Raw genomic sequence first — 19323 nt, forward strand, 5'->3', positions numbered from 1 at the left:
GTCAGTGCGCCCCGCCGCTCGACTTCGTTTTGATACCAGACATAAATAGCGCCGGTGGAATCATCACCAGAGCCAGGCCAGCGGTGATCAGGAACACGTCGTTGTAGGCCAGCACGGCGACCTGAGTCGCCAGCATCTGGCTGATCTCCGACTGCGCCTGCCCGGCGGCCTGCCCAACACCGATCAGCGCCTGCTGCACCTGCGCCAGCAGCGCATTGTAGGGCTGATTGACCGGCGTCAGATGCTCGACAAGATACGACTGGCGAATCTGCTCATGTTCGGTGACCAGCGCGGTGGACACCGAAATGCCGATGCCGCCCATGAAGTTGCGCGCCATGCTGAACAGCGCCGAGGCATCGCCGTTCAGCTGCGCTGGCACGGTGGCATAGGCGATCGTGCTGATCGGCACGAACAACAACGCCAGCGCCGCGGTCTGCGAGGCGCGGAACAGCACCAGATGGAAAAAGTCCAACTGCGGCACCAGGTTCATCGAGTAAACCGCCGCGCCCGCCAGGCTCAACCCACCCACCGCGATGACATATTTCGTCGGCACCACATTGAGGATTTTGCCCACGATCGGGATCAGCATGACCAGGACCACCGCCCCCGGCGCCAGCACCAGGCCGGCCCAGGTGGCGGTGTAGTTGAGCTGCTGTTGCGCGAACTGCGGGATCAGCACGGCGCTGGCGTACAGCACGAACCCCATCATCCCGATCTCGAACGTACCCAGCGCGAAATTGCGATCCTTGAACACCCGCAGGTTGACGACCGGGTCGCGCACGTAGAGCAGGTAGGTGATGCCGAACAGGAAGCCGCACGCCGACAGGATGAACATCACGCGAACGAAGGTCGATCCCAGCCAATCGTAATCCTCGCCGCGATCGACGCCGATTTCCATGCAGCCGAGCGCGAGCGCGATAAAAAATGTTCCCCAATAATCGAACCGGGGCGCGGTCTTTTTCTCCTGCTGCATCGCCGGCGAATCCTCGACCAGTGCGAGCACGCCGAAGAACGTCGCGATCCCGATCGGCACGTTGATCAGGAAGATCCAGTGCCACGAATACTGGTCGGTCAGATAGCCGCCAACCACCGGGCCAAGCACCGGGGCGATAATGATGGCGATGGCGGTGAGCGAGAACGCCTGCTGCCGTTTTTCGGGCGGAAAATAATCCAGGATGATCGACTGCTGAGTCGGCTGCAGGCCGCCGCCGAAGAACCCTTGCACGGCGCGGAACAGCAGGATCTCCTCGAAGTTGGTCGAGGTCCCGCAGGCGAACGAGGCCGCGGTGAAGGCGCCGATGCAAATCAGAAAATATCGCTTGCGGCCAATTCGACGGCTGAGCGCACCGGATATCGTCAGCACCACGCCATTAGCCACCAGATAAGTTGTCAGCGTCCAGGTGGCGTCATCACTGCTGACCGACAGCGATCCGGCGATGTGCGGCAGCGACACATTCACGATGGTGGTGTCCAGCACCTCCATGAACGCGCCTAGGGTCACCACCACGGCGACCAACCATGGATTGGAGCGCGGCTTCCAGTCCTGGCTTTCGCTCATCGAACGGTGACCGTCGGTTCGACGGAAATCCCCAGCGGCAGCACCTCATTGCTGTGGAGGCCGCTGTCGATGATGATCTTGACCGGCACGCGGCGCACGATCTTGACAAAATTGCCGGTCGCGTTCTCGGCCGGGAAGGTGGAGAACCGGGCGCCGCTGCCCTGCTGGATGCTGTCGATGTGGCCTTGCAAATGCAGGTTCGGATAGGCATCGACGTCCATCGAGACATGCTGCCCGGGATGCATGTCGGCGAGCTGGTTCTCCTTGAAGTTCGCCGTCACCCAGACGTCCGGCGTAACGATGTAAAACACCTGCTGTCCGGCCTGCACGAAGGTGCCGAGGTCAACGTTGCGCCGGGTGATATAACCATCCTGCGGCGCCACCAGATCAGTGTACGACAGGTTGACCTCGGCCTGAGCCAGGCTTGCCTCCGCTTGCGCAACCTGGGCCTGCCGCTGACGCACCGTGTCCTCGGCCGATTGTATGTTCTGCTGCACCAGTTGGGCGACTTTCACCTGCGCCTCGGCGTTCGCGACCGACGCCGTGGTGGACCGCATCTGGGCGTTCGCCTGATCGATATCCGTCTGCGTCGTCGCCCGCGGATCGACCGCGTGCTGGCGCCGATAGGCCTGCTCGGCCTGCGTCTTGTTGGCTTGCGCCTGTTGCAGTTGAGCCTGGGCCTGCTGCAGCGACGCCGGTGCCTGCACTCGGGCAATATCCAGCGCCACCTGCGCGCTGGACAGTTGCGCCCGCGCCAGCGACAGGCTGGCCCGGGACTGATCGCGTGCCGTGATATAGTCGCGTGGGTCGATCTTCAGCAGCAGATCGCCCTTATGGACAAATGTATTGTCATCGACGTTCAGCTGGGTGACATAGCCGGCAACCTTGGCGGCATCGGCGACAGCATTGCCTTCCGTATAGGCATCATCGGTGCTTTCCAGGTTGCGCGTCATGAACCAATACACCGCACCGGCGATGATCGCCGCCACGACAACCACCGCCAGGATGATCAGCGGCCAGCGGCTGCGCGGTTTCTGCCCTTCCTTATCCGATCCGGCCACGCGCGACTGCCGGTCGTCGTCCCGGGACTTGTCACCCCTGGCATTGTCGTCCCTGGCCTTGTCGGGTGACCGCTCAAGCTGGTCGCCCCGTTCCAGCTTCACCTGATTCGGTTTCGCGCCCGCCGATTTCTCACCCCTGTCGGCATCGTCGCGCCCGCCTGCATCGTCGCGCCTGCCTGCATCGTCCACTGTCTGGCTCAACCCCGATCCTTCCTGGCTCAACCCCGATCCTTCGCATTTCGCCGCGATGCAACAACGTCAGGAATTGAAAAAAGTCAGGCTCCCATCACGCCAAGGTGATCGCTCGGCTCGTCGCCGTTCCCGCAAACGACGGCGTTGGCCCCGCCAACACCGCCGAATTGCCGCGAAAGCCTTAACTGGTCGCATCATACTTATGCGGCTGGCGGCGAAATGCCGGCGCCCCGACCCGCCCGGCTCGATCGCTGTCCGACAGACCCTCAATTCAAAGCCCTACAAGCGTCAACACAACGGCGCGTTCGGCGCGATCCACCCCGGGTTTGCCGAACCGGCACTGGACTGACAAGCTTCGATGGTCCGGGAAACAGGGACGCAAAAGGAAACATCCATGACACGCCACCCCACACCGCTGCTCGCGGCGGTCTTCGCCATGTCGCTGCCCGCCGCCGCGATGGCCGACGTAATTGTGTCCTCGAATGACGGCCACACCATCATGAACCCGCAAGGCAAGCTGGTCGCGCCGGCCCAACCCGCCCCCGACACGATCAGCGTGATCGATGTCACGTCCGCCCCGCCCCGCATCAAGGCCACATTCGATGCACCCGGCAGCGTCGTCGGACCGCCCGGCGCGATCTGGCTCAGCCCCGACCAATCCTGGGGCATCGTCACCGCGGCCACCAAGGCCGACGCCGATGCCATGTCCGGAGCCAAGTCCGGGGCCAAGTCCGATGCCAAGTCCGGCGGCATCTCCCCCGACGACCGCGTCGCGGTGTTCGACCTCACCGCCAACCCGCCGAAAGTGGTGCAAACCGTCACCGCCGGCCTCGGCGCCAGCCAGGTCCGGGTCTCCCCCGACGGCCGCCTCGCCTTGGTCGCCAACCGCGCCGAGGGCACCGTCTCAGTCTTTGCCGTCAGCGACAAGCGGCTGACCGCGGTCGGCAAGGTCGACACCGGCAACCCGAAATCGATGCCCAGCGCGGTGGTCTTCGTCGATGACCAGACCGCTCTGCTGACCCGGGGCGGCGACAACATGGTCAGCGTGCTGCACGTCGACGGTACCCATATCACCATCGATCCGCGCCCGATCACCACCGGGCTCGCGCCCTACAGCATGGACATCAACGCCGCGCACACCCTGGCCGCGGTGTCCAACATGGGCCGCGGTGACGGCGACGAGGACTCCATCAGCCTGATCGATCTGCAATCGAAGCCCTATCGCTGCGTCGGCACCTTCGGCGTGCCCAGCGGACCGGAACCGATGAAGTTCTCCCCCGACGGCCGCTATCTGGCGATCGGCGCCGAGCATGGCTCCACCAAGCCCGCAACCAACCCATTCCACCACGATAACGGACTGCTCGGCCTCTACGCCGTTCAGGGCCAGACACTGCGCAAGCTCGCCGAAACCTCCACCGGCCCGTGGATCGAGGCCATCGCCTTCTCCCGCGACGGCAAGACCGTCCTGTTGCAGGGCATGCGGAACCGCCAGATCGAGGTGTTCGATTGGAACGGTCAGACCCTGACCCGAGGCAGCACCCTGCCGGTGCCAAACGCCGGCCCGGAATCCTTCGCGACATCCTGGCCATAGCCCGCACGATCATCCGCCGGCCGCTATCCCAGCCGCGGATCCGGCACCCGAGCCGCCACCAGGACATCCACCGCCGTCGCCCCCGCCGCCAGCAGCGCCGCCGTACAGGCATTCGCCGTCGCCCCCGACGTCATCACGTCATCCACCAGCAGGATCGTCCGCCCGCTGATCCGCCCCAGCCGAGACCGTCGCGCCGCGATCGACCCACCGACCTCGCGCGCGCGCTCGTCCGGCGACTTCTCCTCCAACGGTTCGGTGCGCCGCGTGCGCACCAACCCATCGGGCAGCACCGGACGACCCGCCAGTCGTCCGATCGCCAGCGCCAGTACAGCCGCCTGGTTATACTTCCGCTCAAACAGCCGGCGCCGATGCAGCGGCACCGGCACCAGCGCATCTGCTCGCGCCAGCAGCGCCGCCCCCGCGCGCTGCATCATCGGCGCCAGCACCTGCGCCAGATCGGTCCGGTCGGCGTGCTTCAACGGCAGGATCAGTCGCCTGGCCTGCTCGTCATAACGCAGCGCCGCCCGGGCCTGGCGAAACAACGGAGGCTGCCCCCGGCACCCCGCGCACAGCCCCTCGGCCCCGCCCTGCTCGGCGGCCGCGAACGGCACCCCGCAGCCGACACAGAACGGCGCGCTGATGAAATTGGTCCGCCCGAAACACCCCGCGCAAAGCTGACCGTGCACACCCACCGCATCGTCGCAAGCCACGCAGCGCGGCGGCAACAGCAGGTCCAACGCAACACGCCCGCCCCGCTGCAGCCAAGCCCGCCGCAGCCAGGCCGCGCGCGCCCAGCTAGGCGGCAGCGTGCGTTTCACCGGGAATCCCGAACCGCACCGTCGCGTCGCGCTCGATCTCGCGCACCAGATCGATCTCCCACGACAGATAAGCGTTCATCGCCTCCTCCACGCCGGAGTTGCGATCATACGGACGCAGATAAAAGTCCACGCAGGCTTCATCCGCCGGCGCGGTGCGGTCCTTCACCAGCGGCCGGCCGAACGCGTGCCAGGCGTCGGTGCCGCCGTCCAGCACATGCACCGCCGCCCCGGTCAGGCCCTCGACCTCGGCCACCGCCAGCCTGGCCAGCATGCCGTCCGGTGAGGTGATCACCACGTGCCGCGCCGCCGCAAGCTGCGGCTTCAGCGCCGCCAGGCGGCTGCGCAAACCCCACACTGCGCCAGGGATATGTCCGTCGCGGAAATCCACGCTCCGGCCCAGGTCCAGCACCAGCGTGCCAGCGCCGCTGTCCAGCAGCTGCACCAGCCCGGTCACGTCGATCAGCTTCACCGCCCCGCCCAATTCAGGCACCGCCACGGGAGCACTGCCGGGCGCGCTCACCGCCTCCAGCCCGCCTTCGACCACGAACACGTCGCGGTGCCCCATCTGGCGCAACCACCCGGCCGCCATCCGGGCCCGCACCCCGGTATCGTCCACCAGCACGATCCTGGCGCTCAGCACGCCGATCCAGCCATCGGTCGCCTGCACCAACTGCCCGCCCGGCGCATTGCGGCTGCCAGGGCGATGCCCCGCTCGGAACTCCGCTGGATCACGCACATCCAGCACATACAGCGTGCGATCGGGATCGTCCTCGAACCGGGTCAGGTCCAGCGCCCCGATCACCCCGACCCCCGACGTCTCGGCGAACGCCTTCGCCCGCTGCAACGCCAGCGCCACGGTCTTCGGAGTGCCCGGCTGGAACTTCTCGGTGCGGCCGCGATCGCAGCGCAGCCCAGCCAGCTCCCACCCCATGGTGCCGTTGCGCAACGCCACCACCTTGTTCGGAATACCAGCCCGGCGCAGGCTCTCGGCACCCAGGATGCTGCGCGTGCGGCCGGCGCAATTGACCACCACCAGGGTCTTCGGATCGGGCACCAGGTCGCCGATGCGATACGCCAGCTCGCCCCCGGGCACGCTGATCCCAGTGGGGATCGACATGCGGCTAAATTCCTCCAGCGTGCGGCTGTCCAGCACCACCATGTCGCGCCCAGACTCGATCCAGCCCTTCAGCTCGGGCGGATCGACGCTCTCGGTGCCGTAATGGTGCTCCACCCACTCGCCGAACGCCTTCGACGGCACGTTGACCCCGCTGAACAGCACGTATCCGGCCGCCGCCCATGCCGCCGTCCCACCGTCCAGCACCGCCACATCCACAGCCCCGACCGATTCCAGCCACCCCGCAAGGGTCTCGGCGATGCCCCGTCCGTCATCCACGCAGCAGATCCGCCCCGACAGCCTCGGCAGCAGCGCCCGCGCCCGAATCTCTTTGCGCGCCAGTCCGCAGGGAACCGCCCAGAACAGATGCGACGCGCCGAATTCGCCGTCCTCCCGCGCGTCCAGCAGCGCGAGTTCCTGCCCATCAGTGACCCAGCCATGCAGCGTCTCGGCGCTGATACGTTTCATTGTCGGTATCCTTACAGCACGATAGCGCTGAACGAAACATCCAAACGCGCGAATCGTGCGATCAAACAACGGGCGAGACCATTTCCGTCACGAACAGTCAGGCTGAAGATAGTCGCGTGCCACGCCCCCCAAGTCCATCGCCTCCTGCGCCGAACGCAGCGACTGGCGGATCACGAAAGCCCACCACCCGGCCGCGAGACAACGATTCACCCGGGATAGCGAAGTTTCCGACCCGCAACACCAAAGCATGCCGATGCCGCGCGGAAACATCCAAACCTCGAGCAATCCCGCGACCAAGCAACCAGTCCGCGCCGACGGTAGGGCCGACCCGGCCCGCTTGGCAACGTTCAGTGGCGGGCGCACATGCCGCTGCATGGACTCCATGCTGGTCTTCGATCGCCACGCCGTCCGCCGCCATCGCGATCGAGCGGCGCGCACCGTCCACCTGGTGACGGACGTGCTGCGCGACGCCGGCGAACGCCTGCTCGACCGCCTGGACGATACCAACCGGCGCTTCACCGACGCGCTCGATCTCGGCGGCCGCGGCGCCATGGCCCCGCTATTGCGACAGCGCGGCCTGAACGTCATCAGCGCCGACCTGTCGCCCCGCATGGCCGCGCTCAACCCCACCGCCTGCGTCGCCGCCGACGAGGAATGCCTGCCCTTCGCCGCCGCCAGCTTCGACCTCATCGTCGCCAGCATGGCGCTGCACTGGATCAACGATCTGCCGGGCGCATTGCTGCAACTGCGCCACGCGCTGCGCCCCGACGGCCTGCTGCTCGCCAGCCTGCCAGTCTTCGGCACACTGGCCGAACTGCGCACCGCACTGACCGAAGCCGAGGCCGAAACCACCGGCGGCGTGTCCCCCAGGATCTCGCCGTTTCCCGAACTGCGCGACTGCGCCCAACTGCTGCAACGCGCCGGCTTCGTCTTACCGGTCGCCGATGTCGAGGACATCCGCCTGCTCTACGCCGACCCCGCCGCCCTGCTGGCCGATCTGCGCGCCGCCGGAGAGACCAACGCCGTTCGCCAGCGCGACCGCGCCACCCCACCCCGCGCCCTGTTCCCCACCGCCCTGGCTCGCTTGCCGCAACAGGGCGGCCGCGTCGCCATCACCTTGCGCATGGCGGTGATGACCGGCTGGGCTCCGGGACGATGACCCTCGCGCCTGGCATGACCAGAACCTTGAGGAACCGAGATGAAAACGCCGTCAGCCCCGTTCCCGGCCAATTTCACCTGGGCCCGCCTGGTCCCCGAACTGCTCGTCGCCGACCTGGATCACAGCCTGCGCTTCTGGCGCGACCTGTGCGGCTTTCAGGTCGCCTTCGATCGGCCCGAGGACCGCTTCGCCTATCTCGATCTGGATGGCGCGCAGATAATGCTCGAGCAGCGCGGCCTGGGCCGAAACTGGGTCACCGCGCCGCTGCAACCACCGCTTGGACGGGGGATCAATTTCCAGATCGACGTTCCTTCGATCCAGCCGATTCTGGCCGCTCTGCACGCCGCTGGCTGGCCACTGTTCATGCCGCTCGAGCGGAAATGGTATCGCACGGGTTCGTTCGAGACCGGAGTGGAGCAGTTTCTGGTGCAGGATCCGGACGGCTACCTGGTTCGATTTACCACGCCAATCGATAAGCGTCTGGCAGGCTGACATTTCGTTGTCATATGAGACAATAAACTTCAAGCGGCGGCGTCCGACCCTCCGTTGCACTCGGTTCGCCTGCGCTCACCCGGGATGCGGAAACACACGGTTCGTTGTGTGTTCCACCGCCAAACTGCGGTTTGGCAAATAATATCACCCCCGCTTACAGCCGTGTGCCGGCTTAACCGATCGACAACCCTCCACCGTCCATGTTGCCCGCTGTCGCAACCCGCAGCCGCAGCAGCCCATGTCCGTATTCCGCCGCCTCGATTTCAATGCCCTCGCTTACGATACCGGCCACGCCGCGCCGGCGCCGATATCGTTTGCCTATTCCAGTTTTGCCGGAAATGCGCCGGACCCGATCCAATCCGCCGCCAAGCGGCTCTCCGACGTCCTGCTGTCCCTCGCCGGCCTGGCGATCCTCGGCGGTGTCATGCTGATGATCGCCGCCGCCATCCGGCTCACCAGCGCCGGCCCCGTGCTGTTCCGCCAACGGCGCATCGGACTGCACGGGCGGCCCTTCGTGATGCTGAAGTTTCGCACCATGCATCACAGCGCCGAAAACCCCGGCGCCTGGCATCAGGCAACCCGGCACGATCCGCGCGTCACCCGCATCGGCGCCTGGCTTCGTCGCACCTCACTGGATGAACTGCCGCAGTTTCTCAACGTGCTGGGCGGCTCGATGTCGATGGTCGGACCGCGCCCGCACGCCCCCAACACCCGCGCCGCCGGCCGCCCGTTCGAACTCGTCACCGACCGCTACGCCGCCCGCCATTGCGTCAAACCGGGCATGACCGGTCTCGCCCAGGTGCGCGGCTGGCGCGGCGAAACCGATACCGAAGAAAAACTCCTTCGCCGCGTCGACAGCGATCTCGAATACATCGCCACCTGGAGCATCGGGCGCGACCTGATGATTCTGTGGCGCACCATCCTGACCCTGTTCCACACGCCGAACGCTTACTAGCGCGCGATCGCTTTTGGCGGCATCGCCAACGGCGTGAATCGCTCGCTTAAACAAATGACTAGCGGGGCATTATCGGGTCGACCAGACAAGATAATGCCCTCGCCGAACGCCTACTGGAGGGACGGCCTCGTGAAGTCGATAACCCTGGATCAGCCAGCCGCCACGGTGACCCTCGATGCACCGCCGTCCCCGCTGCTCGATCGCCCGGCCGCCGGCGCCCGGCAGCGCACCCATTACTCGGACGAATCCATCGCCGAACAATTCGGCCTGCTCACCAACCAGCCGCGCGTCGCTGTACTGATCCCTTGCCATAACGAAGAAACCGCGATTGGCAAGGTCGTCGCCGACTTCCAGGATGCCCTGCCGAACGCCGTGATCTACGTCTATGACAACAACTCAACCGATCACACCACGCTGGAGGCTCGCGCCGCCGGCGCCGTCGTCCGGCACGAGCGGCTGCAGGGCAAGGGACACGTGGTGCGCCGCATGTTCGCCGATATCGACGCCGACGCCTACATCCTGGTGGACGGCGACGACACTTACGATGCCGCCGCCGCGCCGCAGATGCTGGCCATGCTGCTCGACCATCAACTCGACATGGTCAGCGCCGCCCGCCACAGCGCGCTGCGCGATGCCTACCGGGCCGGCCACCGCCTTGGCAACGTGGTCCTGTCTACCCTGGTCGCCTGGGCGTTCGGCGGCGGCATCCGGGACCTGCTGTCCGGATACCGCGCCTTCAGCCGCCGCTTCGTCAAATCGTTCCCGGCGCTGTCGTCGGGCTTCGAGACCGAAACCGAGTTCACCGTGCACGCCCTGGCGCTCAACATGCCGGTGCGCGAGCTCGCCGCCACCTACCGCAGCCGCCCGGCCGGAAGCCACTCCAAGCTGAACACCTGGATCGACGGCATGCGCATCCTGCGCGCCATCGTCACCCTGATCCAGCAAGAGCGCCCGCTGCAGGTGTTCTCGCTGTTCGCGCTTGCAAACCTGACGCTCGGCGTCGGCCTCGGCATCCCGGTGGTGATCGAGTTCCTGCAGAGCGGCCTGGTGCCGCGACTGCCGACCGCGCTGCTGTCCACCGGACTGGTGCTGCTGTCCTCGCTCTCGGTCTGCTGCGGCCTGATCCTCGATGCCGTGGCGCGCAGCCGCAAGGAGACCAGGCGCCTGGCCTACCTGGCGATCCCCGCGGTGGACCCGCCACGATGAAAACCCACACGGTCCCACCGCGATGACGACCCACGCGCGAAACCCCGCGATGAACACCAGCCTGATCGCCGGCGCCCCCGCCCCGGCGGAGGGCCCCTACGACGCCGACATCATCATCCTGGCGTTGGACCGCACCGCCGAAACCATCGCCGCGATCCGCTCCGCCCGCGACCAGATCGAGGTCGCGGCGCATGTCTTCGTGCTCGACCAGGGATCGCAACCCGAGGCGATGCGGGCGCTCGCCGACGCCGTCGGCGAGGCCGCCAATGTCACCCTGCTGGCAACCCCGCAAAACCTCGGCGTGGCCGGCGGCCGCAACCTGGTCTCCGCGCTTGGCCGCGGCCGCGCCATCGTCGCTCTCGACAACGACGCCGAATTCGCCACCGCCGACACCGTGGCCCGCATGCTCGCCGCACTCGACGCCGAACCACGCCTGGGCGCCATCGGCTGCCGCATCGTCAGCCACGCCGACGGCACCGACGACCTGTCATCGTGGGGCTATCCCGCCAACTTGCTGCCCTGCGCCGGGGAATGCTTCGACACCGTCACCTATGTCGGCGCCGGCCACGCGATCCGCCGAGCCGCCTGGGAACAGGCCGGCGGTTACGACTCCAAGCTGTTCTTCTGCTGGGAGGAATTCGACTTCTGCCTGCGCGCCATCGCGCTCGGCTGGCGCGTTCGCTATCGCGGCGACATCGTCGTCCGCCACAAGGTCGCCGCTGAACAGCGGGTCGGCTGGACCGCCTCGCGCTGGTTCTACTTCGTCCGCAACCGCCTCTACATCGAACGCAAGCTGGGCCGCGGCTGGGCCGCCCTGGCACCCCGCGCCGCCGGCTACCTGCTGAAGGGATCGCGCAATCGGCTGCCGCTGCAAACGTTGCGCGCGATCCTCGCCGCCGTCGACATGGCGCCCCGCTCGCCCACCCGCTCGATGCCGGCGGCCGCCGCATCCTACTTGACTCGCAACGACCGCGTTCACCGTGGATCGTTACTTCACCGCCTCAGCCGCGAAGCGCTCGGCCGCCTGATATCGGATCGCAGAGAGGCCTGAAACCCGCAGCGCGCACGTCCGCCACAGGTGAACCTGACCGAACTCACCCAGTCAGCCATCACTTCACCCAAACCACCGCGATAACGGTCCCCGCGCCGCCCGCGCCGCGCCGCCCTCACCCCGCCGCCCCAACCGCTGCCGCAGCAGCAATCCAACAACCGCCGGGCTGTCGATCAGGTAACGCCGGAACAGCCGCCGGGGATCGCCGGCCAGGCGAAACAGCCACTCCATCCCGACCCAGCGCATCAACCGGGGCGCTCGCCTCCGAGCCCCGGCGAGGAATTCCAGGCTGGCGCCGACGCAAAGCCCGGTCCCGCTCGCCCTGCCCGAGGCACTGATCGCGGCAGCCAGATACTCCTGCCGCGGCGACCCCACCGCCAGGAACACGAACCGCGCCGGATTGGCGTTAACGAACGCCACCGCCGCGGCGAAGGCCTCGGGATCGCGCTCGAACCCTTTTGCCGGGTCATGATGCGCCGGCGGCGCCAACCCACACCGCGCCATCAGCCCCGGCAGCCACGCAGGCGACAGCCCGACGATGGTAATCCGCTCGCCCGGCCGCAGGTGATGCGCCAGCAATTCGGCCGTCAGGTCGCTGCCCGGCACCACCGCCGGCATCGCCAGCCCGATCAGCTTCCCCAGGCCACGCACCACCCGGGAATCCAGCACGCACAGCAGGGGCTGCCGACAGGCCTCGCGAAACCGCGCATCGCGGCTCATCCGTACCAGATGGTCCGCGTTCGGCGTCACCACATAGCCGAACGCCGCATCGGCCGGCCGAGCCGCCAGCCACGCCGCCGCCTGCGCCACCGTCAGGTCGGCGATCTCCAGTCCCAGCACCCGGACCGTGCCGATCATAGCCCCAGTTGCAGCGTCACCAGCCCGACGCCCCGGCTGTAGCCGGTCACCAGGGCCTCGGTCGCGATGCTCGACCCGTGCAGATCGGTCTGGTCGTAGGTGAACAACAATCGTGCGTTGCGATTCAGCACCCAGGTCATCCCCACCCCGGCGGTGGTTCCGGTCTGATGGCCGCCCTGAAAGAAGTCCGCCCGCTGCAACCCGATCGACGCCTTGAACAGCAGATCGCGCAAGTATTCGTGGTCGATCGTCAGCCGCGCCGACGAATACACCAGTCCCGACACACCTTCCTGTTCCGCCGGCTCGGTGTCGCGGCTGACCACCGCGCTCAGCGTGGTCATCCGGCTCGGCGACCAGCCAACCCCGGCCTCGGCGATCAGCGTGTTCTGCCGCGGATACAGCCTGCTGCTGATCGGCGCGTCTCGCCGCCCACCAGCGCCCGCCAGCGCCATACCGGATCATCGTTGAAATCGATCCCCGCCAGCACCTGGTAGGCCGTCGAGTCCGGACTCGGCTGCCCGGGCGGCGTATGCGTGTAATCCTGCCCCACCGCCCGTCCCACCAGCACCAGGCTGCGCAGCGGAGCCAGCTCGTAACGCACCGTCACCCCACCCTGCACCACCACCCGGTCACGATACGCCTGGCTGGCGGGAATCCCCAGCAAGGTCGTGCCGGCATAGCTCCAGTTCGTCGCCTGCACGCTGGGCGTGATGGTCCAGCGCCCATCGGAGATCGCAAACGACGCCCGGATATCATCCAGTTGGAAGGCGATCGGCCGATCGCTCGCCAGGCTGTCCAGCGCGCCGCGATCCTCGTGCTGGGACACGTGGGCGAAGCCGATGCTCAGCCTGTCGTCGCCGATGTCGATCCGCCCGCCAGCCGACACCGTGCCGTCGGTGTGATCCTGGCTCGGCAGCGATAGAAAACGGGTATCCCGCACCGACGCCACCGCCCCGAAGGCATCCCGCGACCAGTCGGTATCGACCGAAACCGAGGGCGACGACACAACCTCCCAACTACCGCGCCGATACGGTCCGGGCAGCGCGTTGCTGGTGTAGCCCACACTCTGCTCGAGCCGCGGCGAGAACCGCACATCGGCCTCACGCAGCCCCAGCGGCATCTGCTCGGGGTGCAGCCGGGTCTCCACCGTGACCCCGTCATCGGCGTCGTAGCCCGGCACCCCGTCCGGCAGCAGCGTGGTCATCAACTCGGCCACCGCCCGCCCGGCGATGCACACCACCAGGGCGAGGCCCGCAAAACCCGACAACAAGGTCGATCGCGCCCTCATGCGGCGCTTACTATCGTCGGTAAAGCCTAATGGCCGGTTAACGCCACGCGCCCGGCGATCTCTTCGCGGCGGATCATACCATCGCCATCGATCGACCCGGGCTACACGCCGCCCGATCCAGCTTCGCCACTGCTCGCCTCATCCCCGCGCTCGAACGCCTGGCTCGCCAAATGTCTCCGTCCGAAGTCAGCCCAGGGCGACGCCGGGAATGTGGCCCGGACGGCCCGCGATGGCAACGGTTTGCCCTGTCACCGCACACCAAATGCGTTCAGGATCTCGGGCAACCGAACATGCCGTCGACGACCGCGCCGAGGACCAGAAAAACCGGGTCCCGGCGGAATTTTCGCGCTTCGGCGCTTAGCTTCGCGGCTTCGGCGAACAACTTGGTGATTTCTGCCTGGTTGCGCTCGATGCGGGCAACCTGATCGGTCAGGTTCAGCCTTTCCGGATAGCTGGCGGGAACATCGCTTATGCGCGGATCGCTCCGAGTTGCGACGCCATTGTCTGCGGTTCTGCTCGACGGTTTTGCAACGGGTTTACTCTCAGCCGATCCATACTCGTCGGTTCAAGTAACGGCCCACCCGATTCTACACCGATCCGACTCGACAACCAAAACCAGCCCGGCAACCGACTCAAGCCAGCTCTATCTCCATCTCCGACCCTACGCCGCCGCCGCCACCACCTTCCCCCCCGACAGCCGAAAGATCCGGTCCAACCGCTCCACCCCAGTCAGCCGGTGCGTAATCAGCACCACCGTCCGCCCCGCCGCCGTCTCGTTCAGCGTCTGCAGGAACGCCCGCTCGGTCTCCGCATCCAGACCCGCACACGGCTCGTCCAGGATCAAGATCGGCGCCGGCGAAAGCAGCGCACGCGCCAGCGCCAACCGCCGCCCCTGCCCGCCCGAGAACCGCGTGCCGCCCTCGCCCGCCCAGGCATCCAGCCGATCCGGCAACGCCCGCACCACATCGCCGATCCGCGCCGCATCCAGCGCCGCCCACAACGCCGCATCATCGGCATCCGGCCGCGCCAGCAACAAATTCGCCCGGATACTGTCGTCGAACAGATGAGTCGCCTGCCCCAGCCAGCCGATCCTGGCCCGCACCAGCCCAGCCGGCAGCGTCGCGATATCCACCCCGCCCAGCCGGATCTGGCCCGACCGAGGCGCCACCACCTTCAGCGCCAGTGCCGCCAACGTAGACTTGCCCGCCCCCGACGGCCCCAGCAGCGCCACCCGCGCGCCCTGCGGCACCTCCAGCGTCAGCGCCTCGAACACCGCCGGCCGGTCGGACTGCCAGCGGAACTCCACCGCCTCGAACCGCAACGCCGTCCCCGCCGGCACCGCCGCCGGATCGGCCGGATCGGGCACTACCACCGGCGCATCCGCCGCCTCCAGCACCCGTCCCGCCGCCGCCGAGGCGTGCCCCGCCAGCGCACCCGCTCGGGTCAGCCCACCGACCGCCTCGAACGCCGCCAGCACCAGAAACGCACCCACGATCGCCGCCGCCGGATTGGCCCCGGCCTCGATCAGCACCGCCAGAACGGCAAGCTGAGCACACAGAAACGACGCCGCCCCAGCCAGCGCGGTCCGCCCCGCCATGCCGCGCTGCGCCGACAGCAGCGCCGCCTCCCTGGCCTGCACCGAGGCCAGCATGCGGCCCTCGGCTGCGAACGCACGGACCTCGCGCAGCCCGGTCAGCGCATCCAGCGCCGCGATCCGCAACGCCCCGGCCTCCACCGCCAACCCGGCCCCGGCCCGGCCCGACGCCCTAGCGGCCAGCCACGGCAACACGAACGCCGCGGCGGCGAACAGCACCCCAACCTCGGCGGCAACCCCCGGCGCACGATGGCCGATCAGCAGCACCAGCACCGGCAGCAACAGCACCGCAGCGGCCAGCGGCAGCAGGATGCGCAGATACAACCCGTCCAGCGCCTCGACATCGCCCACCAACCGGGCCAGCACGTCACCCGCCTGGCGAAATCCCAGCCCACCAGCCGAACTCCGCGCCAGACGACGAAAGAACCACACCCGGGTGTCGGCCAGCGCCCGAAACGTCGCGCCATGAGTGACCAGCCGCTCGCTGTAGCGCAGCACCACTCGCGCCCCACCCAGCGCCCGCAGCACCGCCGGCACGGCGATGCCGCCCGCCAGGATCGCCGCCCCAATGCTGAATCCCGACGTAGCCAGCAGCCCCACCCCGGCGACCAGCGCCGCCAGCGAGACCGCCAGGCCGGCCAGCAGCCATCCGCTTTGCCGCCCCCACAGCCCCATGATCCGCAGCAGCGGCTCGGTCATGCCACCCCCCGAACCGCCTCGGCATGACCGTCACGCAGGTCGATCCGCCGGCCGCCAAATCCGTGCGCGGCGGACGAATGGCTGGCCAGGATCACCGTCCGACCCAGCGCCAGCCGGCGCAGGCTGTCCAGCACCTCGCCCTCGGTCGCCGGGTCCAGATGCGCCGTCGGCTCATCCAGCAACAGCAGCGGCGCATTCTTCAGGTACGCCCGCGCGATCGCCACCCGCTGCGCCTGCCCGCCCGACAAACCATAGCCGCCCTCGCCGATCCGGCTGTCCAACCCCTCCGGCAGCTCCGCGATGAACCGATCGAGCCGCGCCGAACTGGCCGCCGCCGCGACCTCATCAACCGAGGCCTCCGGCCGGGCGAACACGATGTTGTCGCGAATCGAGCCCGAGAACAGCACCGGTCGCTGCCCGATCCACGCCGTCAACCGAGACAGCGCCTGCGGCACCAGGTCGGTAATGTCGGCGCCGTTGATCGTCACCCGTCCGGCATCGGGGCGCACGAATCCCAGCAGGATCTCGATCACCGAGGATTTGCCCGACCCCGACGGCCCGGCCAGCACCAGCGTCTCCCCCGCCGCGACCCGGAACGACAGCCCGTCCAGCGCCGCCCCGCGCGAGGCGTCCCAGGTCAGCCCGACACGATCGAACGCCACCGTCACCCCCTGCGCCGAGACCGTGCGAATCTCGCGCGCCGGCGCCGGCTCAGGCAGCGGTGGCAGATCGATCAGCGACTCCGCCGCGCCGGTGGCATGCAGCCGGTCCTGATAGGCGGCGGAAAACGTCCGCAGCGGAGCGAAGAACTCCGGCGTCAGCAGCAGCACCGCCAACGCCGGCCACAGCACACCACGCGTGCCGCCGGCCCGCAGCAGGCCAAAATAATGGATCGCCAGCACCACCAGCGCCAACGCCGCCGCCAGGTCCAGCACCACCGACGACAGAAACGCCACCCGCAGCACCCGCATGGTGCGCACCCGCAACTCCGCCGCCGCCCGCGACAGCGACCCCGCCTCGTCCTCGGTTCGGCCATACATCACGATGGTGGCAATGCCGCGTACCCGATCCAGGAACCGCGCCTGCAGCCTGGCCATCGCCAGAAACTGGTTGCGCGAGGCGGCCGCGGCACCGATCCCGGCGATCGCCATGCCGACCGGCACCAGCAGACCACACCCCAAAAGCACCAACGCTGCCCACGGATCGGCATACAGCACCGCCAGCAGCACGACCGCCGGTCCCACCACGGCAAAGCTCGCCGCCGGCAGATAGCGCGAGAACAGACCGTCCAGCGCCTCCACCTTGTCCACCACGATGGTTGCCAAATCGCCGGAATGGCGCGCCCGCAGCAGCGCCGGCCCGGCATGTAGCAGCCGAATCAGCGCATCGCTGCGCACCCGCCGCCGCGCAGCCGCACCCGCCGCGAAGGCAAATTTCTCATTCAGGTACGCCAACCCCGCGCGCGCCACCGCCAGCATGCCGAACGCCGCCAGCGCCCACCCGTTGAGCGCCGCTCCGGCGAACCCGGCCGCCAGCACCGAGGCCGCGGCGAACGCCTGCCCGATCGCCAGCACCAGCCCCGCGACATGCAGCACCAGTACCGGTCGCGCGGCGCGCCCCCCGGCCCGTTGTTCCCGCCGCAGCCAGGACCGCGCCGCGGCCTTGGGAGTATCCGCCTTTGCCATGAATGTCGGCTTACCCCAAGGGCGTGACGATGCACAGCAGCCGGCGGTTAAACTTCGTCAAGGCGGCGGTTAGTTTCGCACAAGTCACAGTCCTGTCGATTAAGGCGCAAGGCCCGGATACCTGCATACCCAGCCTTCACGAAGTTTCAATCCTGCCTCTGTCTTCCTCTTCGCGCCGAACCGACCTATCTGACGGGGTCGGGACGAACCGGCACAGGAAGGAAACCAGGAATGTCGCAATCCGACAGCAAATACACCGCCCAGAACCTGATGGCCGTGCATGGCCTGCGCGCTCAGGCCGTGGTCCAGGAACGCGCCGCCGAGGCCCGTCAGCAAGGCGACCCCGCTGGCGTGCAGCGCTGGCAGAACGTCGAAGCCGCGATCAGCGACCTGCGCCGCACCTCGCCCCGAAAATATGCAAAAGAGCAACACACCCAAGGCTGACGCGCCCAAGGCTGACACGCCCAAGGCTCAGGCTCGGGTCCAACGGCCCGAATGCGATGGCTGGGGCGGGAGGGATCGAACCTCCGCATGACGGAATCAAAATCCGTTGCCTTACCGCTTGGCGACGCCCCAAAACTCGACATTAACCGCAACCGCGCGCCGAAACGCGCGACACCAACCGCGCGCCGACGTGATAGGTCGGCCGCTGACCCACGTAAAGCCGCAACCGCTATCCCGCCATAAGTCCCCCGCCCCACACCCACCAGCCGTCGCGCCCGATCGTCCCAACCGCCGCTCGCGCCGCCGCGGGGGACGCGAACAGACCGAAACAGGTCGCCCCCGACCCGCTCATCCGTGCCAACAGGCAGCCCGGAGCCTGCCCCACCGCCCGCAGCGCCTCGCCGATCCCTGGCGCAAGCCGCCTGGCCGGCTCCTCAAGATCGTTGCGACACCCCAAAAGCGACCCGATCAGCCCGCCGACATCCCCCCAGCCGCGCGCGGGGAACCGCGCCGCCCCCGAGAACGCCCCCTCCCGCGCCCGGAACACCGCCTGGGTCGCCACCGCGACGCCCGGATTGGCCAGCACGATCCCGACATCAGGCACCTCCGGCACCGCCGCCAGCACCTCGCCGATCCCCGACATCATCGCCGGAGCGCCCGCCAGGCAAGCCGGAACATCGGCCCCCAAACCCAAGGCCACCCGATCCGCCAGCCCGCGGTCCATCCCCCAGAACCGGCACAGCAGCCGCAGCGCCGCCGCGGCATCGGCCGATCCGCCGCCGATGCCCGACGACACCGGCAGGTTCTTCTCCAGCACCAGGCTGGCGGCCGGCCGCACCCCGGCTTGTTCGGCCAGCCCGCGCGCCGCCCGCAGCACCAGGTTGTCATGCTCCCCGGCCAGCCCGGCGGCAAACGGCCCAGTCACCGATAGCGACAGTCGATCCGTCGCCGAAACGCTCAGCCGGTCGCCGACGCCCGCGAACACCACCAGGCTGTCCAGCAGATGATAACCATCCTGCCGGCGCCCAAGCACATGCAGATGCAGATTTACCTTCGCCGGCGCGAATTCCCGGTCAGACCTGATCACCCG

Annotated in this window: 16 protein-coding genes, 1 tRNA gene and 1 pseudogene; 7 read left to right on the forward strand and 11 right to left on the reverse strand. The window is 68.0% G+C overall.

Going from position 1 to position 19323, the window contains the following annotated elements:
- Position 1: 1 nt before the first annotated feature.
- Positions 2-1558, reverse strand: coding sequence for a DHA2 family efflux MFS transporter permease subunit (locus tag ACQY4Y_RS23335; protein WP_428492963.1), 1557 nt, complete (start codon positions 1556-1558; stop codon positions 2-4).
- Entirely contained in the window at positions 1555-2820 is a 1266-nt protein-coding gene (locus tag ACQY4Y_RS23340) for an HlyD family secretion protein (protein ID WP_428492964.1), read from the reverse strand. The genes ACQY4Y_RS23335 and ACQY4Y_RS23340 overlap by 4 nt, the downstream gene beginning before the upstream one ends.
- A gap of 385 nt (positions 2821-3205) precedes the next feature.
- Here ACQY4Y_RS23340 and ACQY4Y_RS23345 point away from each other — a divergent pair, with 385 nt between their 5' ends.
- Complete coding sequence (locus ACQY4Y_RS23345; protein WP_428492965.1) at positions 3206-4402, forward strand: YncE family protein; 1197 nt, start codon at positions 3206-3208, stop codon at positions 4400-4402.
- A gap of 23 nt (positions 4403-4425) precedes the next feature.
- Here ACQY4Y_RS23345 and ACQY4Y_RS23350 read toward each other — a convergent pair whose 3' ends face one another.
- Both ACQY4Y_RS23350 and ACQY4Y_RS23355 read right to left on the reverse strand, forming a co-directional pair.
- Complete coding sequence (locus tag ACQY4Y_RS23350; RefSeq protein ID WP_428492966.1) at positions 4426-5220, reverse strand: double zinc ribbon domain-containing protein; 795 nt, start codon at positions 5218-5220, stop codon at positions 4426-4428.
- A complete protein-coding gene (locus ACQY4Y_RS23355) occupies positions 5198-6802 on the reverse strand; it encodes a rhodanese-like domain-containing protein (protein ID WP_428492967.1) in 1605 nt (534 codons plus the stop codon). Before ACQY4Y_RS23355 ends, ACQY4Y_RS23350 begins: the two co-directional genes overlap by 23 nt.
- A gap of 373 nt (positions 6803-7175) precedes the next feature.
- On the opposite strand from ACQY4Y_RS23355, the gene ACQY4Y_RS23360 reads away from it, so the two are divergent.
- The 5 genes from ACQY4Y_RS23360 to ACQY4Y_RS23380 all read left to right on the forward strand — a co-directional run bounded on the left by ACQY4Y_RS23360 (position 7176) and on the right by ACQY4Y_RS23380 (position 11665).
- Positions 7176-7961, forward strand: a complete 786-nt coding sequence (locus tag ACQY4Y_RS23360) for a methyltransferase domain-containing protein (RefSeq protein WP_428492968.1) — start codon at positions 7176-7178, stop codon at positions 7959-7961.
- A 39-nt stretch (positions 7962-8000) separates the two neighbouring features.
- Entirely contained in the window at positions 8001-8453 is a 453-nt protein-coding gene (locus tag ACQY4Y_RS23365) for a bleomycin resistance protein (RefSeq protein ID WP_428492969.1), read from the forward strand.
- 238 nt (positions 8454-8691) lie between these two features.
- Positions 8692-9408, forward strand: a complete 717-nt coding sequence (locus ACQY4Y_RS23370; protein WP_428492970.1) for a sugar transferase — start codon at positions 8692-8694, stop codon at positions 9406-9408.
- Between the two features lie 249 nt (positions 9409-9657).
- Positions 9658-10614, forward strand: a complete 957-nt coding sequence (locus ACQY4Y_RS23375) for a glycosyltransferase (RefSeq protein WP_428493702.1) — start codon at positions 9658-9660, stop codon at positions 10612-10614.
- Between the two features lie 49 nt (positions 10615-10663).
- Positions 10664-11665, forward strand: coding sequence for a glycosyltransferase family 2 protein (locus tag ACQY4Y_RS23380; RefSeq protein WP_428492971.1), 1002 nt, complete (start codon positions 10664-10666; stop codon positions 11663-11665).
- 63 nt (positions 11666-11728) lie between these two features.
- On the opposite strand, the gene ACQY4Y_RS23385 is transcribed toward ACQY4Y_RS23380, so the two are convergent.
- The 5 genes and pseudogenes from ACQY4Y_RS23385 to cydD all read right to left on the reverse strand — a co-directional run bounded on the left by ACQY4Y_RS23385 (position 11729) and on the right by cydD (position 17789).
- Complete coding sequence (locus ACQY4Y_RS23385; RefSeq protein WP_428492972.1) at positions 11729-12523, reverse strand: WecB/TagA/CpsF family glycosyltransferase; 795 nt, start codon at positions 12521-12523, stop codon at positions 11729-11731.
- Between the two features lie 134 nt (positions 12524-12657).
- Positions 12658-12975 (reverse strand): annotated as a pseudogene (locus ACQY4Y_RS23390) (outer membrane beta-barrel protein); the annotation flags it as partial.
- A complete protein-coding gene (locus tag ACQY4Y_RS23395; protein WP_428492973.1) occupies positions 12900-13811 on the reverse strand; it encodes an outer membrane beta-barrel protein in 912 nt (303 codons plus the stop codon). The gene ACQY4Y_RS23395 and the pseudogene ACQY4Y_RS23390, both read right to left, overlap by 76 nt.
- Positions 13812-14472: 661 nt before the next feature.
- Positions 14473-16104, reverse strand: coding sequence for a thiol reductant ABC exporter subunit CydC (cydC, locus tag ACQY4Y_RS23400; RefSeq protein ID WP_428492974.1), 1632 nt, complete (start codon positions 16102-16104; stop codon positions 14473-14475).
- Complete coding sequence (gene cydD / locus ACQY4Y_RS23405) at positions 16101-17789, reverse strand: thiol reductant ABC exporter subunit CydD (protein ID WP_428492975.1); 1689 nt, start codon at positions 17787-17789, stop codon at positions 16101-16103. The genes cydC and cydD overlap by 4 nt, the downstream gene beginning before the upstream one ends.
- 231 nt (positions 17790-18020) lie before the next feature.
- Here cydD and ACQY4Y_RS23410 point away from each other — a divergent pair, with 231 nt between their 5' ends.
- Positions 18021-18233, forward strand: a complete 213-nt coding sequence (locus ACQY4Y_RS23410) for a hypothetical protein (protein WP_428492976.1) — start codon at positions 18021-18023, stop codon at positions 18231-18233.
- Positions 18234-18290: 57 nt separating this feature from the next.
- Here the strand turns inward: ACQY4Y_RS23410 and ACQY4Y_RS23415 are convergent.
- Both ACQY4Y_RS23415 and ACQY4Y_RS23420 read right to left on the reverse strand, forming a co-directional pair.
- A tRNA-Gln gene (locus ACQY4Y_RS23415) sits at positions 18291-18365 on the reverse strand.
- 97 nt (positions 18366-18462) lie between these two features.
- The gene (locus ACQY4Y_RS23420; protein WP_428492977.1) at positions 18463-19320 is read right to left on the reverse strand and encodes a 4-(cytidine 5'-diphospho)-2-C-methyl-D-erythritol kinase; all 858 of its coding nucleotides are present in this window, start codon (positions 19318-19320) and stop codon (positions 18463-18465) included.
- Positions 19321-19323 lie beyond the last annotated feature (3 nt).

It is taken from the genome of Rhodopila sp., assembly GCF_965277165.1.
Classification (GTDB): domain Bacteria; phylum Pseudomonadota; class Alphaproteobacteria; order Acetobacterales; family Acetobacteraceae; genus Rhodopila.